Source organism: Salipaludibacillus aurantiacus, from assembly GCF_900111295.1.
GTDB classification, from domain to species: domain Bacteria; phylum Bacillota; class Bacilli; order Bacillales; family Salisediminibacteriaceae; genus Salipaludibacillus; species Salipaludibacillus aurantiacus.
On sequence record NZ_FOGT01000021.1, the window covers coordinates 65,938 to 83,433 of the forward strand.

Annotated in this window: 12 protein-coding genes; 7 read left to right on the forward strand and 5 right to left on the reverse strand. The window is 43.9% G+C overall.

Annotated elements, in window-relative coordinates:
- Positions 1-277: 277 nt before the first annotated feature.
- Complete coding sequence (locus tag BMW59_RS19060) at positions 278-2,767, reverse strand: Lon protease family protein (RefSeq protein ID WP_093055501.1); 2,490 nt, start codon at positions 2,765-2,767, stop codon at positions 278-280.
- A gap of 415 nt (positions 2,768-3,182) precedes the next feature.
- Positions 3,183-3,806 carry a TetR/AcrR family transcriptional regulator gene (locus BMW59_RS19065; RefSeq protein WP_093055504.1) on the reverse strand — a complete coding sequence of 208 codons (624 nt, stop codon included), beginning with the start codon at positions 3,804-3,806 and terminating at the stop codon, positions 3,183-3,185.
- Positions 3,807-4,141: 335 nt separating this feature from the next.
- Here BMW59_RS19065 and BMW59_RS19070 point away from each other — a divergent pair, with 335 nt between their 5' ends.
- The 7 genes from BMW59_RS19070 to BMW59_RS19100 all read left to right on the forward strand — a co-directional run bounded on the left by BMW59_RS19070 (position 4,142) and on the right by BMW59_RS19100 (position 12,995).
- On the forward strand, positions 4,142-5,668 hold the full coding sequence (locus BMW59_RS19070) for a NarK family nitrate/nitrite MFS transporter (protein ID WP_342740504.1): 1,527 nt from the start codon (positions 4,142-4,144) through the stop codon (positions 5,666-5,668).
- A gap of 49 nt (positions 5,669-5,717) precedes the next feature.
- Complete coding sequence (gene nirB / locus BMW59_RS19075; protein WP_093055508.1) at positions 5,718-8,147, forward strand: nitrite reductase large subunit NirB; 2,430 nt, start codon at positions 5,718-5,720, stop codon at positions 8,145-8,147.
- Positions 8,148-8,165: 18 nt separating this feature from the next.
- Entirely contained in the window at positions 8,166-8,489 is a 324-nt protein-coding gene (gene nirD / locus BMW59_RS19080; RefSeq protein ID WP_093055530.1) for a nitrite reductase small subunit NirD, read from the forward strand.
- 68 nt (positions 8,490-8,557) lie between these two features.
- Positions 8,558-10,744, forward strand: coding sequence for an assimilatory nitrate reductase catalytic subunit NasC (gene nasC, locus BMW59_RS19085; RefSeq protein WP_093055510.1), 2,187 nt, complete (start codon positions 8,558-8,560; stop codon positions 10,742-10,744).
- A 58-nt stretch (positions 10,745-10,802) separates the two neighbouring features.
- Positions 10,803-11,591 carry a uroporphyrinogen-III C-methyltransferase gene (gene cobA, locus BMW59_RS19090; RefSeq protein WP_093055512.1) on the forward strand — a complete coding sequence of 263 codons (789 nt, stop codon included), beginning with the start codon at positions 10,803-10,805 and terminating at the stop codon, positions 11,589-11,591.
- A 14-nt stretch (positions 11,592-11,605) separates the two neighbouring features.
- Positions 11,606-12,364 (forward strand): sirohydrochlorin chelatase, encoded by a 759-nt coding sequence (locus BMW59_RS19095; protein WP_093055514.1) that lies wholly within the window; start codon positions 11,606-11,608, stop codon positions 12,362-12,364.
- Positions 12,357-12,995 carry a precorrin-2 dehydrogenase/sirohydrochlorin ferrochelatase family protein gene (locus BMW59_RS19100; protein WP_093055516.1) on the forward strand — a complete coding sequence of 213 codons (639 nt, stop codon included), beginning with the start codon at positions 12,357-12,359 and terminating at the stop codon, positions 12,993-12,995. The genes BMW59_RS19095 and BMW59_RS19100 overlap by 8 nt, the downstream gene beginning before the upstream one ends.
- Before the next feature lie 191 nt (positions 12,996-13,186).
- Here the strand turns inward: BMW59_RS19100 and BMW59_RS19105 are convergent, their stop codons facing one another.
- From BMW59_RS19105 to BMW59_RS19115, 3 genes are all read right to left on the reverse strand, one after another.
- Positions 13,187-13,417: a twin-arginine translocase TatA/TatE family subunit gene (locus BMW59_RS19105; protein ID WP_093055518.1), complete on the reverse strand. Its 231-nt coding sequence runs from the start codon at positions 13,415-13,417 to the stop codon at positions 13,187-13,189.
- A gap of 38 nt (positions 13,418-13,455) precedes the next feature.
- Entirely contained in the window at positions 13,456-14,907 is a 1,452-nt protein-coding gene (locus BMW59_RS19110; protein WP_177174441.1) for an alkaline phosphatase PhoX, read from the reverse strand.
- Positions 14,908-15,497: 590 nt separating this feature from the next.
- Complete coding sequence (locus BMW59_RS19115) at positions 15,498-17,177, reverse strand: ABC1 kinase family protein (protein WP_093055520.1); 1,680 nt, start codon at positions 17,175-17,177, stop codon at positions 15,498-15,500.
- Positions 17,178-17,496: the final 319 nt, after the last annotated feature.

Consider the following 17,496-nt stretch of genomic DNA (forward strand, 5'->3'; position numbering starts at 1 on the left):
CACGGCCCACAGAGATAATCCGCGTAAACAGCCGCATTCGGTAGGGGCAGGCAAGTAGGTGTTACCTGGGTGCTGAGTGGGTGTTACGCAGGTGCTACTCCCGTAACAGACACGTATCACCCGCAGCCCCCACCGCAACCACCGCGCCCGGATTGTTTAAGAAAAAAATACATGGGCGCACTTCCTCCGCCCATGCATTTCGTTTGTGGCCCGGATGCTTATCCGTCTTCCTTTACTGACAGCAAACCGGCCAACGTATATGTCAACTACTCTTCCCTCACGATCCCCGCTCACCTTTTTCAGCCGTTTCCGCAGTCCCCAATGCTTTTTCCTGTTCGTTTCTCTCTTTGACTCTTTCTGCTTTCGCCATTTCATACATTCTCGCAAACCGCTCGTCTGCCCTGGCGAAAATCGATTTGGCTGGAAATTTCCCGTCTTCGCCGCGTGTACTGCCAGCCCGAACGCCGGTTAAAATTTCGATCCCTTCCTCAATATGGCCGACGGCCCAGATGTGAAACTTGCCTTGTTTGACCGCTTCCACCACTTCATAGTCCAGCATCAGATTTCTCACATTCTGCTTTGGAATAATGACTCCCTGTTCGCCTGTCAGCCCTTTCTCGTTGCATATATGGTAAAACCCTTCAATTTTTTCATTGACGCCCCCGATCGTCTGGACGTCTCCCCACTGGTTGACGGAGCCTGTTACCGCGATTCCCTGGCGGATCGGCACTTCCGCCAGCGAGGATAACAGCACATATAACTCGGTGCTCGACGCGCTGTCCCCGTCAATAAGCGTATACGTCTGCTCGAAGGTAATGCTTGCTGATAAAGGAATCGGCCGGTTTTTTGCAAACTGTCCTGAAAGAAATCCGGTGAGAATAAGGAGCCCTTTATGATGGATTTGGCCGCTCAGCGCCGCTTCACGTTCAATATTTATGATCCCGCTTTTCCCGGCAAACGTCTGAGCCGTAATCTTTGTCGGAATGCCGAACACTGAATCCCTCGTTCCCATAACGGCCAGCCCATTAATCTGTCCGACTCTGGAGCCGTCCGTCTCGATCATAATCGTCTCATTATGAATCATTTCCCTGTATTTTTCCGGGACGTGGTTGGCGCGCTGTGCTTTTTCTTTCAACGCTTTAAAAATATGGTCTTCATCAACCGATTGGCAGCCTGCTTCTTTCGCATAAAAGTTCGCCTCAACAAGCAGTTTCAAAATATCCTGAAAACGCGTCGTCAGTTTTGACTGCTCATCAACGAGCCGCGAACTGTAGTCAATGACTTTCGCCACCGCCCTTTTATGGAATGGCATGAGCCCCTCTGTTTCAGCGGACGTCTTTATAAAGTTCGCCATTTTTAAGATGTTTTCATCTGCTTTTTCCATCACCGTGTCAAATTCCACTTTTACTTTAAAAAGTTTATCGAAGTCTTCGTCGAGCCGTGAAAGCAGTTCATAAATATAATAGGACCCGATGATAATCACTTTCGTATTTAACGGAATCGGTTCAGGCTTAATTGCGCTTGCCGGAAAAATGCCCAGCTCTTCATTCGGATTTTCCATATAAACTTTTCGAGTCTGCAGCGCCCTTTTCAGCCCCGTCCATGCATGGGGATGCTGAAGAAGTTCGGAAGCCTGCAGAATCAGGTAGCCGCCATTAGCCAAATGAAGGGCGCCCGGTTTAATAAACGAGAAATTAGTGACGAGGTTGCCGATCTGACCCTGGTATTCCACTTTCCCGAACAAATTATAGTAAGTCGGATTTGTCTCATAGATGACCGGCGCCCCGTCGAGCGTCCTGTTGTTCACAAAGAGATTAACCGTATAGCGCTGGTACTGCTTTTCCTTCGATCCGGCAAGGGCGCTCATAATATTTTCCTGTTCATCGTTATCTGACGCAAAAAAAGAAAAATGTACCACCACATCTTGAAAATAAGCATCCAGATAAGAAATTACTTTTTTATTATCTTTATACGCTTCCTTCAACGGTTTAAAAAGCTTTTCAACCGCATTGGCGGCCGTCTCCTGCATAAATTTATGCATCGTTTTCCGCAGCTCTTCTTCCAGCTTCTGAATCTGACGGACCGTTTCCTGAAGGTGTTCCTCAACCAGCTTCTCTTTTTCTTTCAATCTCTCTTTATCTTCATCTGACAGCCTGTTAAATTCTTTTACGCTCATTGGATTTCCAAAGCGCAGCTGGACCGTATTAATGCCTGACTGGGTGCGTTCAAGCTTTATATTCTGCTCTATGGCAAACGCATCGGCCTTTTTCCACAAAGCGTCTATGTCCGACCGGAAGTTATCCATAAAAGCGAGTTTCTTTTTAGAGTAGCCGTCGCTCGAAAAAGCGGCCCGGATCTCTCTTTCTATATCTATTAATAAAGTCTCTATCTCACGTCGGAACTTCTGCCCCTGGCCGGCCGTAAAAGAGATGACAAGAGGCCTGTCAGGATCTTCAAAATTATGGACGTAACACCAGTCCGCAGGGATCGCCCGTTTCCCGGCGAGTTTCGCCACGCTGTTCTGTGTATACGTGATGCGCCCTGTCCCTGTCGGACCTACAACAAACAGGTTGTATCCGCTCTGCTCCACAGACAAACCAAACGACATTGCTTTCTCGGCCCGCTCCTGGCCGATCATTTCATTGGAGAGCCTATCCATATCAGCTGTGGTTTCAAAAGAAAATCTGCCGGGATCAACCTCTGACCTTAACGCATCCAACGGCAAACGATGGTTTGCCAACACGTTTTTATATTCTTCCCTGTTCATCCCTATCCCCACCTTTGAATTAATAGATTCCTAAGGCAAAAAAACACGCGGCATCTTACTCATATAAGGGACAGGCGGTAAAAGACCGTCATAAAAAACAAGCTGACGTCCCGCCTTTTCCTGCTGCTCTTTTATGAAAGGTCCGGTATCCCAAACTGGAGATTCTCAGGAGGATATGAGAGCCTTTCTGAAAAAAGACAGACTGAGGGTATTTCAATTTAATCTATAAGGATTATATTCGACAAACTCCGGCTATAATCCTGTTATTGTGAATAATTTCACATAAATTACAATGACAGGCTGTTTTAAACTTTTTAGGCGAGGTATTCAAGGAATAAACCAGGCAAGATTATTAAGTATAAAGAACATAAAAACGCTCAACCCGGTTTGCACTTTATAAGGATATAACTAATAGCTATTTCTTCCCTTTACCTTCTTTAAACATTTTTTCGGAAACTGAGTCGATGATAAACGTTAAACTTTCCTCAAACACTTCTTCTCCTGCATCTTGATGATGCAATGACAGTTGAAAGACTAATTTAATGACCCCATTCATGACATCAACCGACAAGGATTTATCCATCTGCCCCTGTAATTGCCAGTGATTGAATAAAGATGAAAAATTAAGCGGGTCCTCCTCTTCATATTCTGTCAGCAAATTTGCGGGAAGTTTCCGAGTCAGCAAATCAAATTCCTCTGTTCTCATTACACGTGTCAGGACTGGCATCTGTTCTATAAGGAATAAAGCCTTTGATAATATTCTTGCAAATTGAAGTGGTGTCATTTTTGTCACAGATTGAAAATCAGCAAACAACATTTCTCTGACAGCCTCTTCTTCCTGCTTTAAAATTTTGAAATAAAGTAATTCCTTTGAATCAAAGAACTTATAAAACGTTCCTTGAGCAATGCCCGCTGCTTCCGTAAGGTCGTTTATGCTAGTTTTTTTTAATCCTAATTTTCCAAACCTCTCTCTGCCCGCATGAATCAGGTCTTCCTTAATCCTTGCTGCTTCAGTATCATTAAATCCTTTTCGCGGCAATTAGAACCCTCCTTTTTCATGAATAAAAAAAAATAGTATTCACATATTCATTAAAACGTTACCATAAAAAATTGTCAAAGTGTTTTTAAAAGCTCTGAAACATAAGTAATCATAAACCATTTACAATTTAATGATGTTTTTTATATTAATTATTATTGTTATATTCTCTGACAATAATCCTTCCAGGAGTTGTAAGCACTGTTATACTATGTTCCATACTTCAAAGTCGGTATTTACCCTAATTTAATTTATCAGAAAATACTGAATAAAAGAAAATATTGTAGATTGTTTATCTGTTAACAAAAAAACTTATAAGGAGAGATGCCGGTTTGAAGGTGAGCGATGTTTTTAAATTCAAGAATGAACAAATGAAGGTACTGCATTTAACCTGGATCGCTTTTTTTGTTTCCTTTTTCACCTGGTTTAATATGGCCCCTTTGGCCACCACTATGATGGAATCAAGCAGCTGGCTAACAAATGAACACCTCGCTGCTCTGGCTATTATAAATGTAGCCTTGACGATTCCCGCACGAATTGTAATCGGAATGCTTCTAGACCGATTCGGACCAAGAATCGTTTACTCAGGACTCTTGATCACCATGTCTATTCCCACGTTTATGTTCGCATTTGGTGATTCCTGGACACAATTAATGGTTTCAAGACTTTTGTTAAGCAGTATCGGAGCAAGCTTTGTGGTCGGAATTCGAATGGTATCTGAATGGTTCCCTCCTAAAGATGTAGGATTCGCTGAAGGTATTTACGGAGGCTGGGGAAATTTCGGTTCTGCCGCAGGAGCTATGTTGTTGCCGTGGTTAGCTCTTACCATGTTCGGTGGGGATGAGGGGTGGCGTTATGCCGTCGCGTTAACAGGTGTTATATGTATCGTTTACGGGATTATTTACTTTATTGCAGTCAGAGATACACCTGAAGGAAAAGCATATATTAAACCTAAAAAGTCAGGAGCTATGGAAGTCAGCTCATGGAAAGATTTAATACTTCTTATTATTTGGACCGTCCCTCTCGGTGGCGCTTTAGCCGTATTAGCATGGAGACTTGCAGGATTGGGATTTATCTCACACACCGTTCTCCATGTCACGTATGTCGTCATCGGTTTAACGATCATCTATCAAATCTACAAAATTCTTCAGGTTAATATCCCCATTCTCAAAAGAGGGGTACCAGAAGATGATAAATATGAATTTAAAAATGTGGCAGCTCTCAACAGTACGTACTTTGCAAATTTCGGGGCAGAGCTGGCAATCGTCTCAATGCTGCCAATGTTCTTTCAGTTAACTTTTTCACTATCGCCCACAACGGCTGGGATCATCGCTGCCTCTTTTGCGATTATTAATCTTGTGGCAAGACCGTTGGGCGGCATATTATCTGACCGGATGGACAGCCGCAAAAACACTATGCTCATATATATGATCGGCATCACTGCCGGTCTGGGATTGATGGGATTTATCGATTCAAGCTGGCCTCTTATTCTTGCAATTACAGTTACCATTCTCACATCAGTATTTGTGCAGGGTGCTGAAGGAGCAACCTTTGCTATCATTCCAATGATCAAAAAACGGTTGACAGGACAAGTGGCTGGTATGGCAGGAGCTTATGGCAATGTAGGATCGACTCTTTATTTAACACTTTACACATTTGTGACGCCTCAAACATTTTTCTTTGTTCTTGCAGGAGGTGCTTTAATTAGTTTCGTTATGTGTTATCTCTGGCTTGAAGAACCGGAAAATGCCTTTGCAGAAGACTATTATGAATCGTCAGTGGATATGGCAAATGCAGTGTCAAACGAACCGGAATTTGAACTAAAACGGGCGGCTTCAGGGAACGATTATCGTTTGAAAGGATAATTCCGACTTTTCTTATGAAATAACTTACAAAAATAAAGGAGGACTAATCATGACTAAAAGAAAACTTATTCTAATAGGAAACGGGATGGCAGGTGTCAGGTGTCTTGAAGAAATACTGAAGGAAGCCCCGGACCGGTTTGAGATCACCGTTTTCGGGAGGGAATGTCATCCTAACTACAATAGACTCATGCTTTCCTCGGTGCTTCAGGGTGACACCACAATTGACGACATCGTGCTCAACTCATATGAATGGTATAAAAAAAATAACATCACCCTCTATACTGGCGAAACTGTCACTGGCATTCAAACTGAAAAGAAAACCATTCAAACGGACAAAGGTAAATCAATGGCTTATGACGATTTAATCATTGCAACTGGTTCGAATCCTTTCATGCTTCCCCTCCCCGGCGCTGATAAAGAAGGCGTGATTGCTTTTAGGGATATTAAAGACTGTGAAACGATGATTCAGTCATCAGAAAAATATAAGAAAGCAGTCGTCATTGGAGGGGGCCTTCTCGGACTGGAAGCTGCACGGGGCTTATTAAATCTCGGTATGGATGTAGACGTGGTTCATATTATGGATCATCTTATGGAACGACAGCTGGATGTGACTGCCTCTACCATGCTGAAGGCAGAACTGGAGATTCAAGGGATGAATTTTCTTATGAATCATCAGACGGAGGCTATTTTAGGTTCTGGAAGAGTTAAAAAAGTAACGTTTAGAAACGGTAAACCTGTTAAAGCCGATCTGGTGGTCATGGCTGTAGGCATCAAGCCAAATGTAGGCATGGCTGCTGACTCCGGTATTGAAACGAACCGGGGCATCGTAGTGAATGATTATATGGAAACCAGTGCACCTGATGTGTATACAGTGGGAGAATGTGCTGAGCATAGAGAAATGGTTTATGGACTTGTAGCGCCCCTTTACGAACAAGGTAAGGCTCTTGCTAAAAGAATCTGTGAAAAAGACGCCGGCAAAGGCTATGAAGGTTCCATTCTATCTACAAAACTGAAGGTAAGCGGCGTCGACGTCTTCTCTGCAGGAGAATTTGTGGACGATCCCACTGTCCGTGCTGTTCGCATTCAGGATGACTTTGAAAAGATTTACAAGAAAATTGTCATTCGGGACAACAAAATTGTCGGGGCGGTCTTATTTGGAGACACCTCTGAAAGCCGAAACCTGTTAAATATGATTAATAACGAGACAGATGTGTCAGATATGAGTCAGGTTAATATCCTCCAAACCAATGACGGTAACTCTGCCAGCACAGTCGCTGATATGAGTGACAGTGAAACCATTTGCGGATGTAACGGTGTATCCAAAGGCGATATTGTTTCAGCTATACAAAACGATAAGCTTACGTCAGTGGCACAAGTAAGAGACTGTACGAATGCCTCCAGGTCATGCGGGACCTGTAAAGGTTTAGTTGGAGAGCTTCTTGAGCATACACTCGGGGATGACTACGATTCAGCCTGCGAAAAAGAATCTGTATGCTCTTGCACAACGTTGACCCATGAAGAAGTGGTATCTGAAATACGGACTAAAGGTCTCTCCCATACTCGGGAAGTCATGAATGTTCTTGGATGGCAGGAAGAAGAAGGATGTTCTAAATGCCGTCCAGCCATAAACTACTATCTCGGCATGGTCCACCCTGCTGATTATGAAGACGAAAAAGAATCACGTTTCGTTAACGAACGGATGCATGCCAATATTCAAAAAGACGGGACGTATTCCGTTGTTCCGCGAATGTATGGCGGTGTCACCAATGCGAAAGATTTGCGAAAAATTGCTGATGTCGCTGATAAATATGAGGTTCCTCTCCTCAAATTAACAGGCGGGCAACGGATTGATCTTCTCGGTATAAAGAAAGAAGACGTTCCAAACGTTTGGAAAGATCTTGATATGCCGTCAGGCTATGCATACGGAAAAGCTGTTCGAACAGTCAAAACGTGTGTAGGAGAAGATTTTTGCCGATTTGGCACGCAAGATTCCATTGGTCTTGGAATTGCCATTGAGAAAAATTTTGAAAAACTTAACACCCCTCACAAAGTCAAAATGGGCGTCTCTGCCTGTCCAAGAAACTGTGCAGAATCAAGTATTAAAGATGTTGGCGTCATCGGAGTTGAAGGAGCTTGGGAAATCTATGTCGGCGGTAATGGCGGGTCCTCACTTAGAGCAGCTGAGCTTCTCTGCTCTGTGTCATCAGACGAGGAAGTACTGGAAACAATTGCAGCCTATTTGCAGTATTACCGTGAAACAGCACGATACCTTGAAAGAACCTCTCATTGGCTTGAGAGAGTAGGGCTGGAACACGTGAAGGCCATTGTCCTTGAAGACACACAAGCAAGAATTGAGCTTATTGAAAGAATGAATACTGCCCTGGCAAACTTAAAAGAACCTTGGCAAGAAATTATTAGCGACTATAAAAAGAAACATGACCTTTTTGAAGAAAAAGCTATTACAGTGAGTGACAACTAAACAGGAGGCGAAACGATGATGAAACAAACACTCTCTAAACAGCACGTTAAAATATGTCCGCTGAATGAGTTACCTCTTCAGGTAGGGAAAAAAATAGTTATTAGCGAACATGAAATTGCTTTGTTCAGATTAGCAAATGACACCGTTAAAGCTGTAGAAAATAAATGTCCCCACAAACAGGGGCCTCTTTCAGAAGGGATGGTCAGCGGAGACTATGTTTTTTGTCCCTTACACGACCGGAAAATTGATTTAGACAGCGGAGAGGTTCAAAAACCGGATGATGGCTGTGTAAAAACCTACCATACTGAAGTGGTTGACAATGTCGTCTACATCACATTGTAAACGAGCCGTCCGATAACCACTTCACTCTGATTATCTGCAGATTATGTATTCAAAGGTGGTGACGACAAATGGATGAATTTCTGAAACATTTCCGTACTAAACAGCTCAAAGAAGGCACTGAGAAAGTCATGCCTTCTCAATGCCCCTATTGCAGTGTTCAGTGTACGATGGATTTAATAGAAGATACAGTGTTTACAAATAAACGATTTAAAGCAAAGCCGGATAAAGGTAACCCTACTTCCGGCGGCCGAATGTGCATTAAAGGAGCCAATGCTCATCAGCATGTGTATAACGATGAACGCATTACTCATCCTCTTCTGAAAATAGATGGAGAATTCGTCCCTGTTCCGTGGGAACTGGCGTGTGAATATATCGCTAAACAGTTTCAGTCTATTCAGCACTTTTATGGCAAAGATTCGATCGGTGTTTACGGCGGTGGTTCCCTCACAAATGAAGTAACGTATTTATTAGGTAAGTTCGCAAGAGTTGCATTGAAAACAAAACACATCGACTATAATGGACGGTTCTGTATGAGTGCCGCTGCTGCTGCTTCAAATGCCGCCTTTGGAATTGACCGGGGATTGTCAAACAGTCTGCAGGAAATCCCTGATGCGGATTGCATCATTCTGGCCGGTACAAATATTGCCGATTGTCAGCCGACAATTGTTCCTTATTTCCGCCAGGCCAAAAAGAACGGTGCCTTTATTATCGTTAGTGATCCAAGAGAGACAGCTACAACCAAGCTTGCCGATTTGCATTTAAAACCAAAACCTGGTACTGATGCAATGTTGGCACACGGATTACTCAAAATTTTGATAGATGAAGGTTTCACAGACAGTGAGTTTATAGCTTCACGAACTAACGGTTATACACAATTAGCCGAGGACCTCACGTCTATAAGCCTACAACGTGTATCGGATGTCACAGAGGTATCGATTGAAGACTTAAAAACCGCTGCCAGAAAATATGGCGACGCTCCAAATGGATTTGTCTTAACAGCAAGAGGCGTGGAACAGCACGCTAATGGCTCTTATGCCGTGGGCCAATTTATTAATCTCGTTCTTGCTACAGGAAAAATAGGCAGATACGGAAACGGCTTTGGCTCCATTACAGGCCAAGGAAACGGTCAAGGCGGCAGAGAGCACGGTCAAAAAGCCGATCAGCTTCCCGGTTACCGCTCAATTGAAGAGTATAAAGACAGAAAAATCATATCTGATCTATGGGGAATCGACGAGTGCGATTTGCCTGGTAAAGGTGTCTCAGCCTACGAAATGATAGAAAAGATGGCCCAAGGTGAGATTAAAGGCTTGTTTGTTATGGGGTCTAACCCGGCAGTATCCAATCCTAATGGCGTTTACACGGAACATGCCCTCAGGCAGCTGGATTATTTAGTGGTAGCTGATATGTTTCTTTCCGAAACAGCTCGAATGGCAGATTTGGTGCTTCCAGTTTCCTCCTATTTAGAAAATGAAGGCACAATGACAAATATGGAAGGACGCGTCACGCTAAGAAAAGCCGCAAAACCAGTACCAAAGACTATTAAACATGATTGGGAGATTTTATGTGACCTTGCCAAGTATCTCGGAGCTGGCAATGCATTCAGCTTCTCTTCTGCGCAAGCTATTTTTGAAGAATTAAGAGTTGCTTCAAAAGGTGCAAAGGCTGACTATTACGGCATTTCTTATGACCGTTTATCACATGAAACGGTTTGCTGGCCCTGCCCTGACGAACAGCATCCAGGTACACAAAGATTATTTGACTCTGAATTCGCTCATGCAGATGGAAGAGCAGTCTTCTCTCCTCTGGAGTTGGAAAAAGCATTGAGTGAGGCTATGACAAACGAAGAGTATCCGCTATTACTCACAACAGGCAGACTTATGTCTCATTATTTAACAGGCGTCCAGACTCGGAGAAGTCCTGATTTGTTAAAGCGCGACAAAGAACCATTACTCCATATCCATCCGGATACAGCGGCGTGTTACAGAATTGAAGATAATGAACTGGTAGAGCTTAAATCGTCGAAAGGAACAGTCATTATTAGGGCGAGTTTTACAACTGCTATCAGGAAAGATACACTTTTTGCTCCATTTCATTGGGGAGATTCCCAGTCAGTTAACCGGGTTACACAGCCACGGCTTGATCCCGTCTGTAAGATGCCGGAGTTTAAACGAACGGCAGTTGCTGTAGTACCATTAGTAGAAAAATCTTCAACCGTACAAACTCCGGGAGAGACAACCTATGAAGCAGTGGATTAAAGAAGCAGCGATTGTTTCAGTATAACTCATTTTAATCCAATAGAAGGAGTGGTCTACAATGACTCATAACGGTAAAGTAATATTTGTTGGCGCTGGTCCTGGAGACCCGGAATTAATGACCATTAAGGGAGCCAATGCTCTAAAACAAGCGGACGTGATTGTTTACGACAGACTGGTAAATAAAGATCTTCTTGACTATGCCAAACCGCTCGTTGAACTGATCTATTGCGGGAAATTGCCTGACCGTCATATCATTCCTCAAGATCAGATTAACGACATTCTCGTTAAGCATGCGCTTAAAGGCAAAACAGTGGTGCGTTTAAAAGGAGGCGACCCTGCGATTTTTGGGAGAGTTGGGGAAGAAGCTTCCCGCTGTGCAGAAAAAAACATTTCATTTGAAATGATACCGGGTATTACCTCTGGCATGGCAGCGCCTTTATTTGCGGGTATTCCGTTGACTCATCGCGACTTCAGTTCATCTTGTGCCTTCATTACCGGTCATAGACGCACAGACGCAGACCGTCCCGATATAGAGTGGGAAAAGCTTGCAACATCCGTTGACACGCTGGTTTTTTATATGGGAGTTGGAAACATCCGCATGATCCAAGAGGAGCTTATGAAACACGGACGATCTCCTGACACCCCTGTGGCACTCGTCCGCTGGGGGACTACCAGTAAGCAGGAAACATTAACTGGTACTCTCACAACCATTGCCGAAGATGTAGAGCGGGCTGAATTCAAGTCCCCTGCTGTCATTGTCGTAGGAGAGGTGGTAAAGTTAAGAGAAAAACTGGCCTGGTTTGAGGAGAAAGAACACGAAAATTTCCCCTTAGCTCAGGTTAAATAAGAAGGTGATACAAGATGACTGACACATTAAAAAAAGGCATACTTGTCATTGCTCACGGTTCCCGCAATCAAAAATGGGTGGAACTTATCGAAAGCAGTGTCACTAAATTGAAGACTCATGCTCCTGTTGCCATTGGTTACCTGGAACTTGTAGAAGGCAAAGGCATTGCTGAAGGGGTAAAAAGCCTTGAAGATGACGGGGTTGATGAGATTTATGTTATTCCATATTTTGTTTGCTCCGGCAGTACCCACCTGGAGGAGATACAATATGCTCTTGGCGTACTGGACAATACGGAATTGGATACCCATCTTGAACGAATTGAGTCAAATGCCCGGATCCTCTGGGGTGAACCGATGGATGATAATCCACACATTTTAGATCTGTTAAAGGATCGAATTTCTTCTCTATCCAATCATCCATCTCAGGAAACATTATTGCTCGTCGCTCATGGCAGTAACCGACCCTCCTTTCAGCCCATATGGGAAAAAACATTAATGAGTATGTGTACTCAGTTACAAAAATACTTTGGGTTTCCTTCAGCTTCATTTGCTACTATTCTTCCAGACACTATTGAAGACTCAGCAAGTAAATTAACAGAAAAGCATGCGGAACAAATCATAGCTGTGCCGGTATTTTTAAGTGAAGGTTATTACACGTCCAAAAAAATCCCTGAAAAATTTAACGGGTTCCCCCACGTCTATAGCGGCGAAACATACCTCCCCCACCACCTTGTGAATGACTGGCTTCAAGAGCAGGTGAACCGGTATGTCTGATTTTATACCAGGTATGATTCGTTTCGATGGACAGCCGTGTCTGGTGGTCGGCGGCGGTAAAGTGGCTGCGAGGAAAATAAGGAAATTAGTGGCGTGCAAAGCTGAAATAACGGTCATAAGTCCTGAGTTACACCCTGATACAGCCGAGTTACAACATAATTTCCACTTTCTAAAACGCGCTTTTAAACAAGGAGATACAAAGGGAGCTTTTTTCGTAGTCGCGGCTTCCGACAACAGCCAAATCAATTTGGACATATACAATGAAGCAAAACACCATGTTCCTTTATATAATATTGCTGATAATCAAAAGCACAGTAACTTTTTCTTTCCTGCAGTTATGGAGCGCGGCCCCCTTAAAATAAGTGTATCTACCTCCGGAGCCAGCCCTATAGTGTCAAAAAAAATAATTGTCCAGCTTCAGCAATTATTTAGTGCGGACTATGAGCCTTTTCTGGAAACCATCGGCGGCTTGCGCCAGCAAATTCTCGAAGCTAATGTGCCAGCAGAAATTAAAAAAGTGTTATTAAACACATTAGCTGACGATAAGCTCTTAAATGCTTATAAGAAAAAAGACGAAAAAATGATTGAGTCGATTATTTCTGAAGTAGAAGAACAAGTAACACTAAAATGACCTGGATGTTTCCCTGTTTTTAAAAGCTACAGATGGCGGTGAGAATTAAAGCGAGGTTATTAAATTAAGCATTGGTAGTGTTGGTTTTTATTATTCAATGTTACTTATTTTCTTTTATTGAGTAATAGAAAAGTGCAGCGGATAAATCCACTGCACCCAAAACAGCCCTCAGTATATTCAGCCATTATTAATCAACCTGCTGTATTATTTGACTGCTCTTCTGCCGCTTCTGAAACGGAGTGATCTTCCTTACTATCTATTTTGTCATTGTCTCCGTTTACCACCTCATTGGCAGCTTTCTTGAATTCTTTTAATGTACTTCCAAAAGCCCTGCCGACTTCAGGCAATTTCGAAGGGCCAAAAATAATTAAAGCAATAACCAAGATGAGCATAAGACCTGGTATACCTATGTTTTGGAGCATATCATCCCCCCCTCCTCTCAGAACACTTAGTTAATTCCTTAAATCGTTACCCCATGCCTTTCCAAGGCCGCTGCTGCTAGAGGTGACATACCATGTTCTTCCGCATAGCCTATAAGCTTGTCAGAAATGTGTGGAGCAAATCCCGGAGGTGGAGCCGCATGACTCATAGCCGTCTGCCGGGCGGAATTTCTGCGGGCAAACGGACCCCAAATGGCAAAGGTTATTCCGGGACTCTGAATATTTATGAAAAGTGTTTTACCATCAGGGGCAAATACAGGCCCTGCAAACTCTGAGTCATTAAAGACATTTTGACCAAACGGATAAACATTCCCTTCCGGAGTCAGGCCGATAATTCTGTCTCCATTTGGATTTCCGTCTTCTGCAATCCACAAATCACCCCACGGGGTAATTGTAATATTATCCGGAGCATGCAAGTCATTTGATGAAGAAGATTCATAGAATAACTCGAGCGTATTGGTCGAAGGGAAGTACCGGTAAATACGGCCATATCTTCCGGGAGCTGAAACTGTCTGTGCATTGGTGTCATCAAACCAGAAGGCTCCTCCCCCAAACCATGAGCCTTCGAGCCTTGTAAATTGGATACAGCCGAGGTCTCTTGCATCCTCTTTTGCCCGTTCCGGTTTCACTTCCTTCCAGACAATGCCGATTTTCTGCCCTGGAGTAAAGTGGCTGGCAGAATTATGAGTCAGCTCATCAATGGCAGCAGCTTCCAATACCCCTCCTTTATGAAGGGAACCAAGCTTTTGGCTCCGGTCATGCGGTGTGAAACGGTAAAGGAAACTTGGGCTGTTATCTTCTGTTAAGTACCAGATTCCGGTCGAAGGATCCACGCTACATGCTTCATGCGAGAAGTACCCCATATCGCGGATCGGGGTTTTCGACATCTCATTTTCCGGATCAGAGGGATCGACTTCAAAGACAAAGCCATGCCCCATCTCTCGTGTTTCTTCACAGGTCAGCCATGTCCCCCATGTCGTCGGCCCTCCTGCACAATTCCGGATATTCCCTGAATTTGTAACGTATTCTTCAACTACTTTTCTGTCAGGTGTCACTACTAGTGCCGTGGTTCCTCCTGCTGCTCCCTTGCTCCAAGGGTTTTTCCCGTTGACAGGGAAGTCATGATTCGTACGGAGTTCATGATTTCGCACTAATACAGTCGAATTTTTCGGTCCCTGAAAAGCCGCCATTCCATCTGGAAGACCAGGAACTAAATCGCCATTTGGCATTATTTCGCCCGTTTTCGAAATAATTTTATACTGAAAACCACGGGGCAAATCAAGAATCCCATTAGGATCTTTAACAAGAGACCCGTAACCGCCAAACCCGCTTACCGGATTACCTGCTGGTCGAGCCGCTGCAATACCTGTTTGTCCGGCTAGAGAAAAAACGCCTGTTGCTCCTAACGTTAAAGCCAAGGTACTCATACTTCCCACTTTCAAAAACTCTCTTCTGTTTAAGTTTTTTGACATGATTTTGCCTCCTTAAAGTATGGTTGCGTGAAGGGCAGGACATCTTCTTTAACCAATGTAGCAGAAGGCTTTTAAATTCCTGTTAAAACAATATGTAGACAGTGTTAAAATTGGAAAATAGTTACAAAGAAATATTTTTCATTGGTGATTCGAAGGTCTTTATATTAATAAACAGGGATAAAGGCACGCATCCAGAGGATAAAAGCAGCTTTATAAAAGTAACCCGGTCAAATAATCTGTAACTTTTATAGTTAGTCATTAATAATTATTGTAAAATTTGCGCTTAATTTGTAAATAAAAGGTAAATATTTTATAACTCTTGTGAATGCAGGTTTCGGTTCCACAAGTATAATCCAATAACAGATTCTCCCAAAGGCATGTAATTGAGTCAGAATTAAATTATTTTGCGTTTCGAAATTTCACCCGTAAAGGCATGGATGTGCTTATATTTAAAATTTTTAATAAAATAATCTACTCACTTATCACCCATTCGACTGCTTCATCACTGACCGAGCGGCCTTATCCGCCGGCCCACACAAAAAAGAGGTGTCCTCAAAAGTTAGACTTTTGGGAAAACCTCTTAGTAAACTTTATCTCTTCCTCGTCCGTAAAATTGACAGCATCAGCCACATAAACAGGACGATGAAAACAATGAACCCGAGTTCGAGGATCGGCAGCGCCATCCAGCCTGTCGTTTCTGTACCGCCGATTGTAATCCCGAGTATAAGCGCGCCAAGGACAAGAGCTACGGCGAGAAGGAGAATGCTGAGTGTGAGCTGATTTCCGATCCGAGCGATTCTCAAACTGAGCCGTTCAGCGTCAGGAATGTTAATGTCGTGCCGAAGGCGCCCCCGTTCAATTAACGTCATCGATTTTTTTAGAGTATCCGGCAGTTCCCTCAGAATATCGACATACTCCATCGCATACGTCCTCATGCGCCGAAAAATGTATTCAGGGTTCATGAATTCCCGTATAAGCTCATCACCGAGAGGCTCCACCACTTCAATGATGCTCAAATCCTGATCGAGTTCGCTCACTACCGCTTCTACCGTGACGAGCGATTTTGCAACCAACGTGACGTCATGCGGCACGTCAATATCATACGTTCCGATGAGTGCCAGCAGATCATTAATTACTTCCCCGAATTGGATCTCATGAAGCGGCACGTTTAAATACAAATGGAGAAATTCATCCACATCTTTTTTCAGACCCTGCACGTCCAGATCAATCGGCCCGTCGCCGAGTTTGCTGAGAGATTTGACGATATCATCTGTGTTCTGACGAAGAATGCCAATCACAAGAGAGGCCAGAGATCCCCGCAGTTCAGGAGTGAGGCGCCCGACCATCCCGAAGTCGAGTAACGCCACCACGTCCTCTTTCATGACGTACACATTTCCAGGATGAGGGTCCGCGTGGTAAAACCCGTCAATGAATATTTGCCGGCATATAGAATGGGCAATCGTCTCGGCGATCAGCTTCCTGCGTTTTTTACTTAACTCGGCCGTATCCATCTGGCTGACGTTTTTCCCCTCAATGAGCTCCATCGTCATAATTTTCCGTGTCGTGCACGTCCAGTCCACCTCAGGAATATAGAGGTTCCTGGAGCTCTCTGTCTGTTTGCGGATCCGGTCCGCGTTACGTCCTTCAATTGTATAATCGAGCTCGCGGCGGATCATCTTTGTAAACTCTTTTACAAGCGTTGGCAAGCGGTAATGTTCCGCCCCGTCAATATGGCGGTCAGCCAGCGCCGCAAGTTCATGGAGAATATCGAGGTCAGCTTCAATCACCCGCTGAATGCCCGGACGCTGGACTTTTACCGCCACATCCTTGCCGTCTTTCATTTTTGCTTTATGTACCTGGCCGATAGAAGCTGACGCGAGCGGCTTTTTATCAAATTCGGCGAAAAAATCGGTCACCGTCTCTCCCATCTCGGCCTCAAAGACCACTTCCACTTCTTCATAGGAAAAAGGAGTTACATGGTCCTGCAGCTTCTCCAGTTCTTTTATGAGCGGCTGGGGAAAAATATCATTCCGCGTGCTCGCAATCTGTCCAAGCTTCACAAACGTGGGACCGAGTTCTTCAAGCAGAATTCGTATCCGTTCTTCCCTTGATTTCACCCGCTGGTCCTGTTTCGTCCACCATTTTCGCGGTCCAGGCACCTCATCCATCAGACCGATTTTCTGCACAAATAAACCAAATCCGTTTCGGATCAGTGCGTTAATAATTTGCCGAAACCGGTTGGCATGCCTCAGTCTCGTACTCTTTAACATCGGGAACACCCCATTTATATTTCTACCTGTATTATACCATTCCAACTGGAGGATTATTGCTCTTCTGCCAATTCATTATGTTAAATAGTTGTCACTCTGACATCAAGTGATACGCGGGTGCCCTCGCCGCCGGGGTGGCTCTATATGGGTATGTGAGGGACTCGGCTGTTTATTTCGGGCACTTTGCTGCTTATTGAGGCGTTCCGGCAATTATTTGTTGCACATTCGGTCCGACCCCCTAATTTCGGACACCTAATACCTTTTCCTAGCTAATTCTCAGAATTGCTACAATCTCACCTCCCTAGAAGGAAGCTTCCCT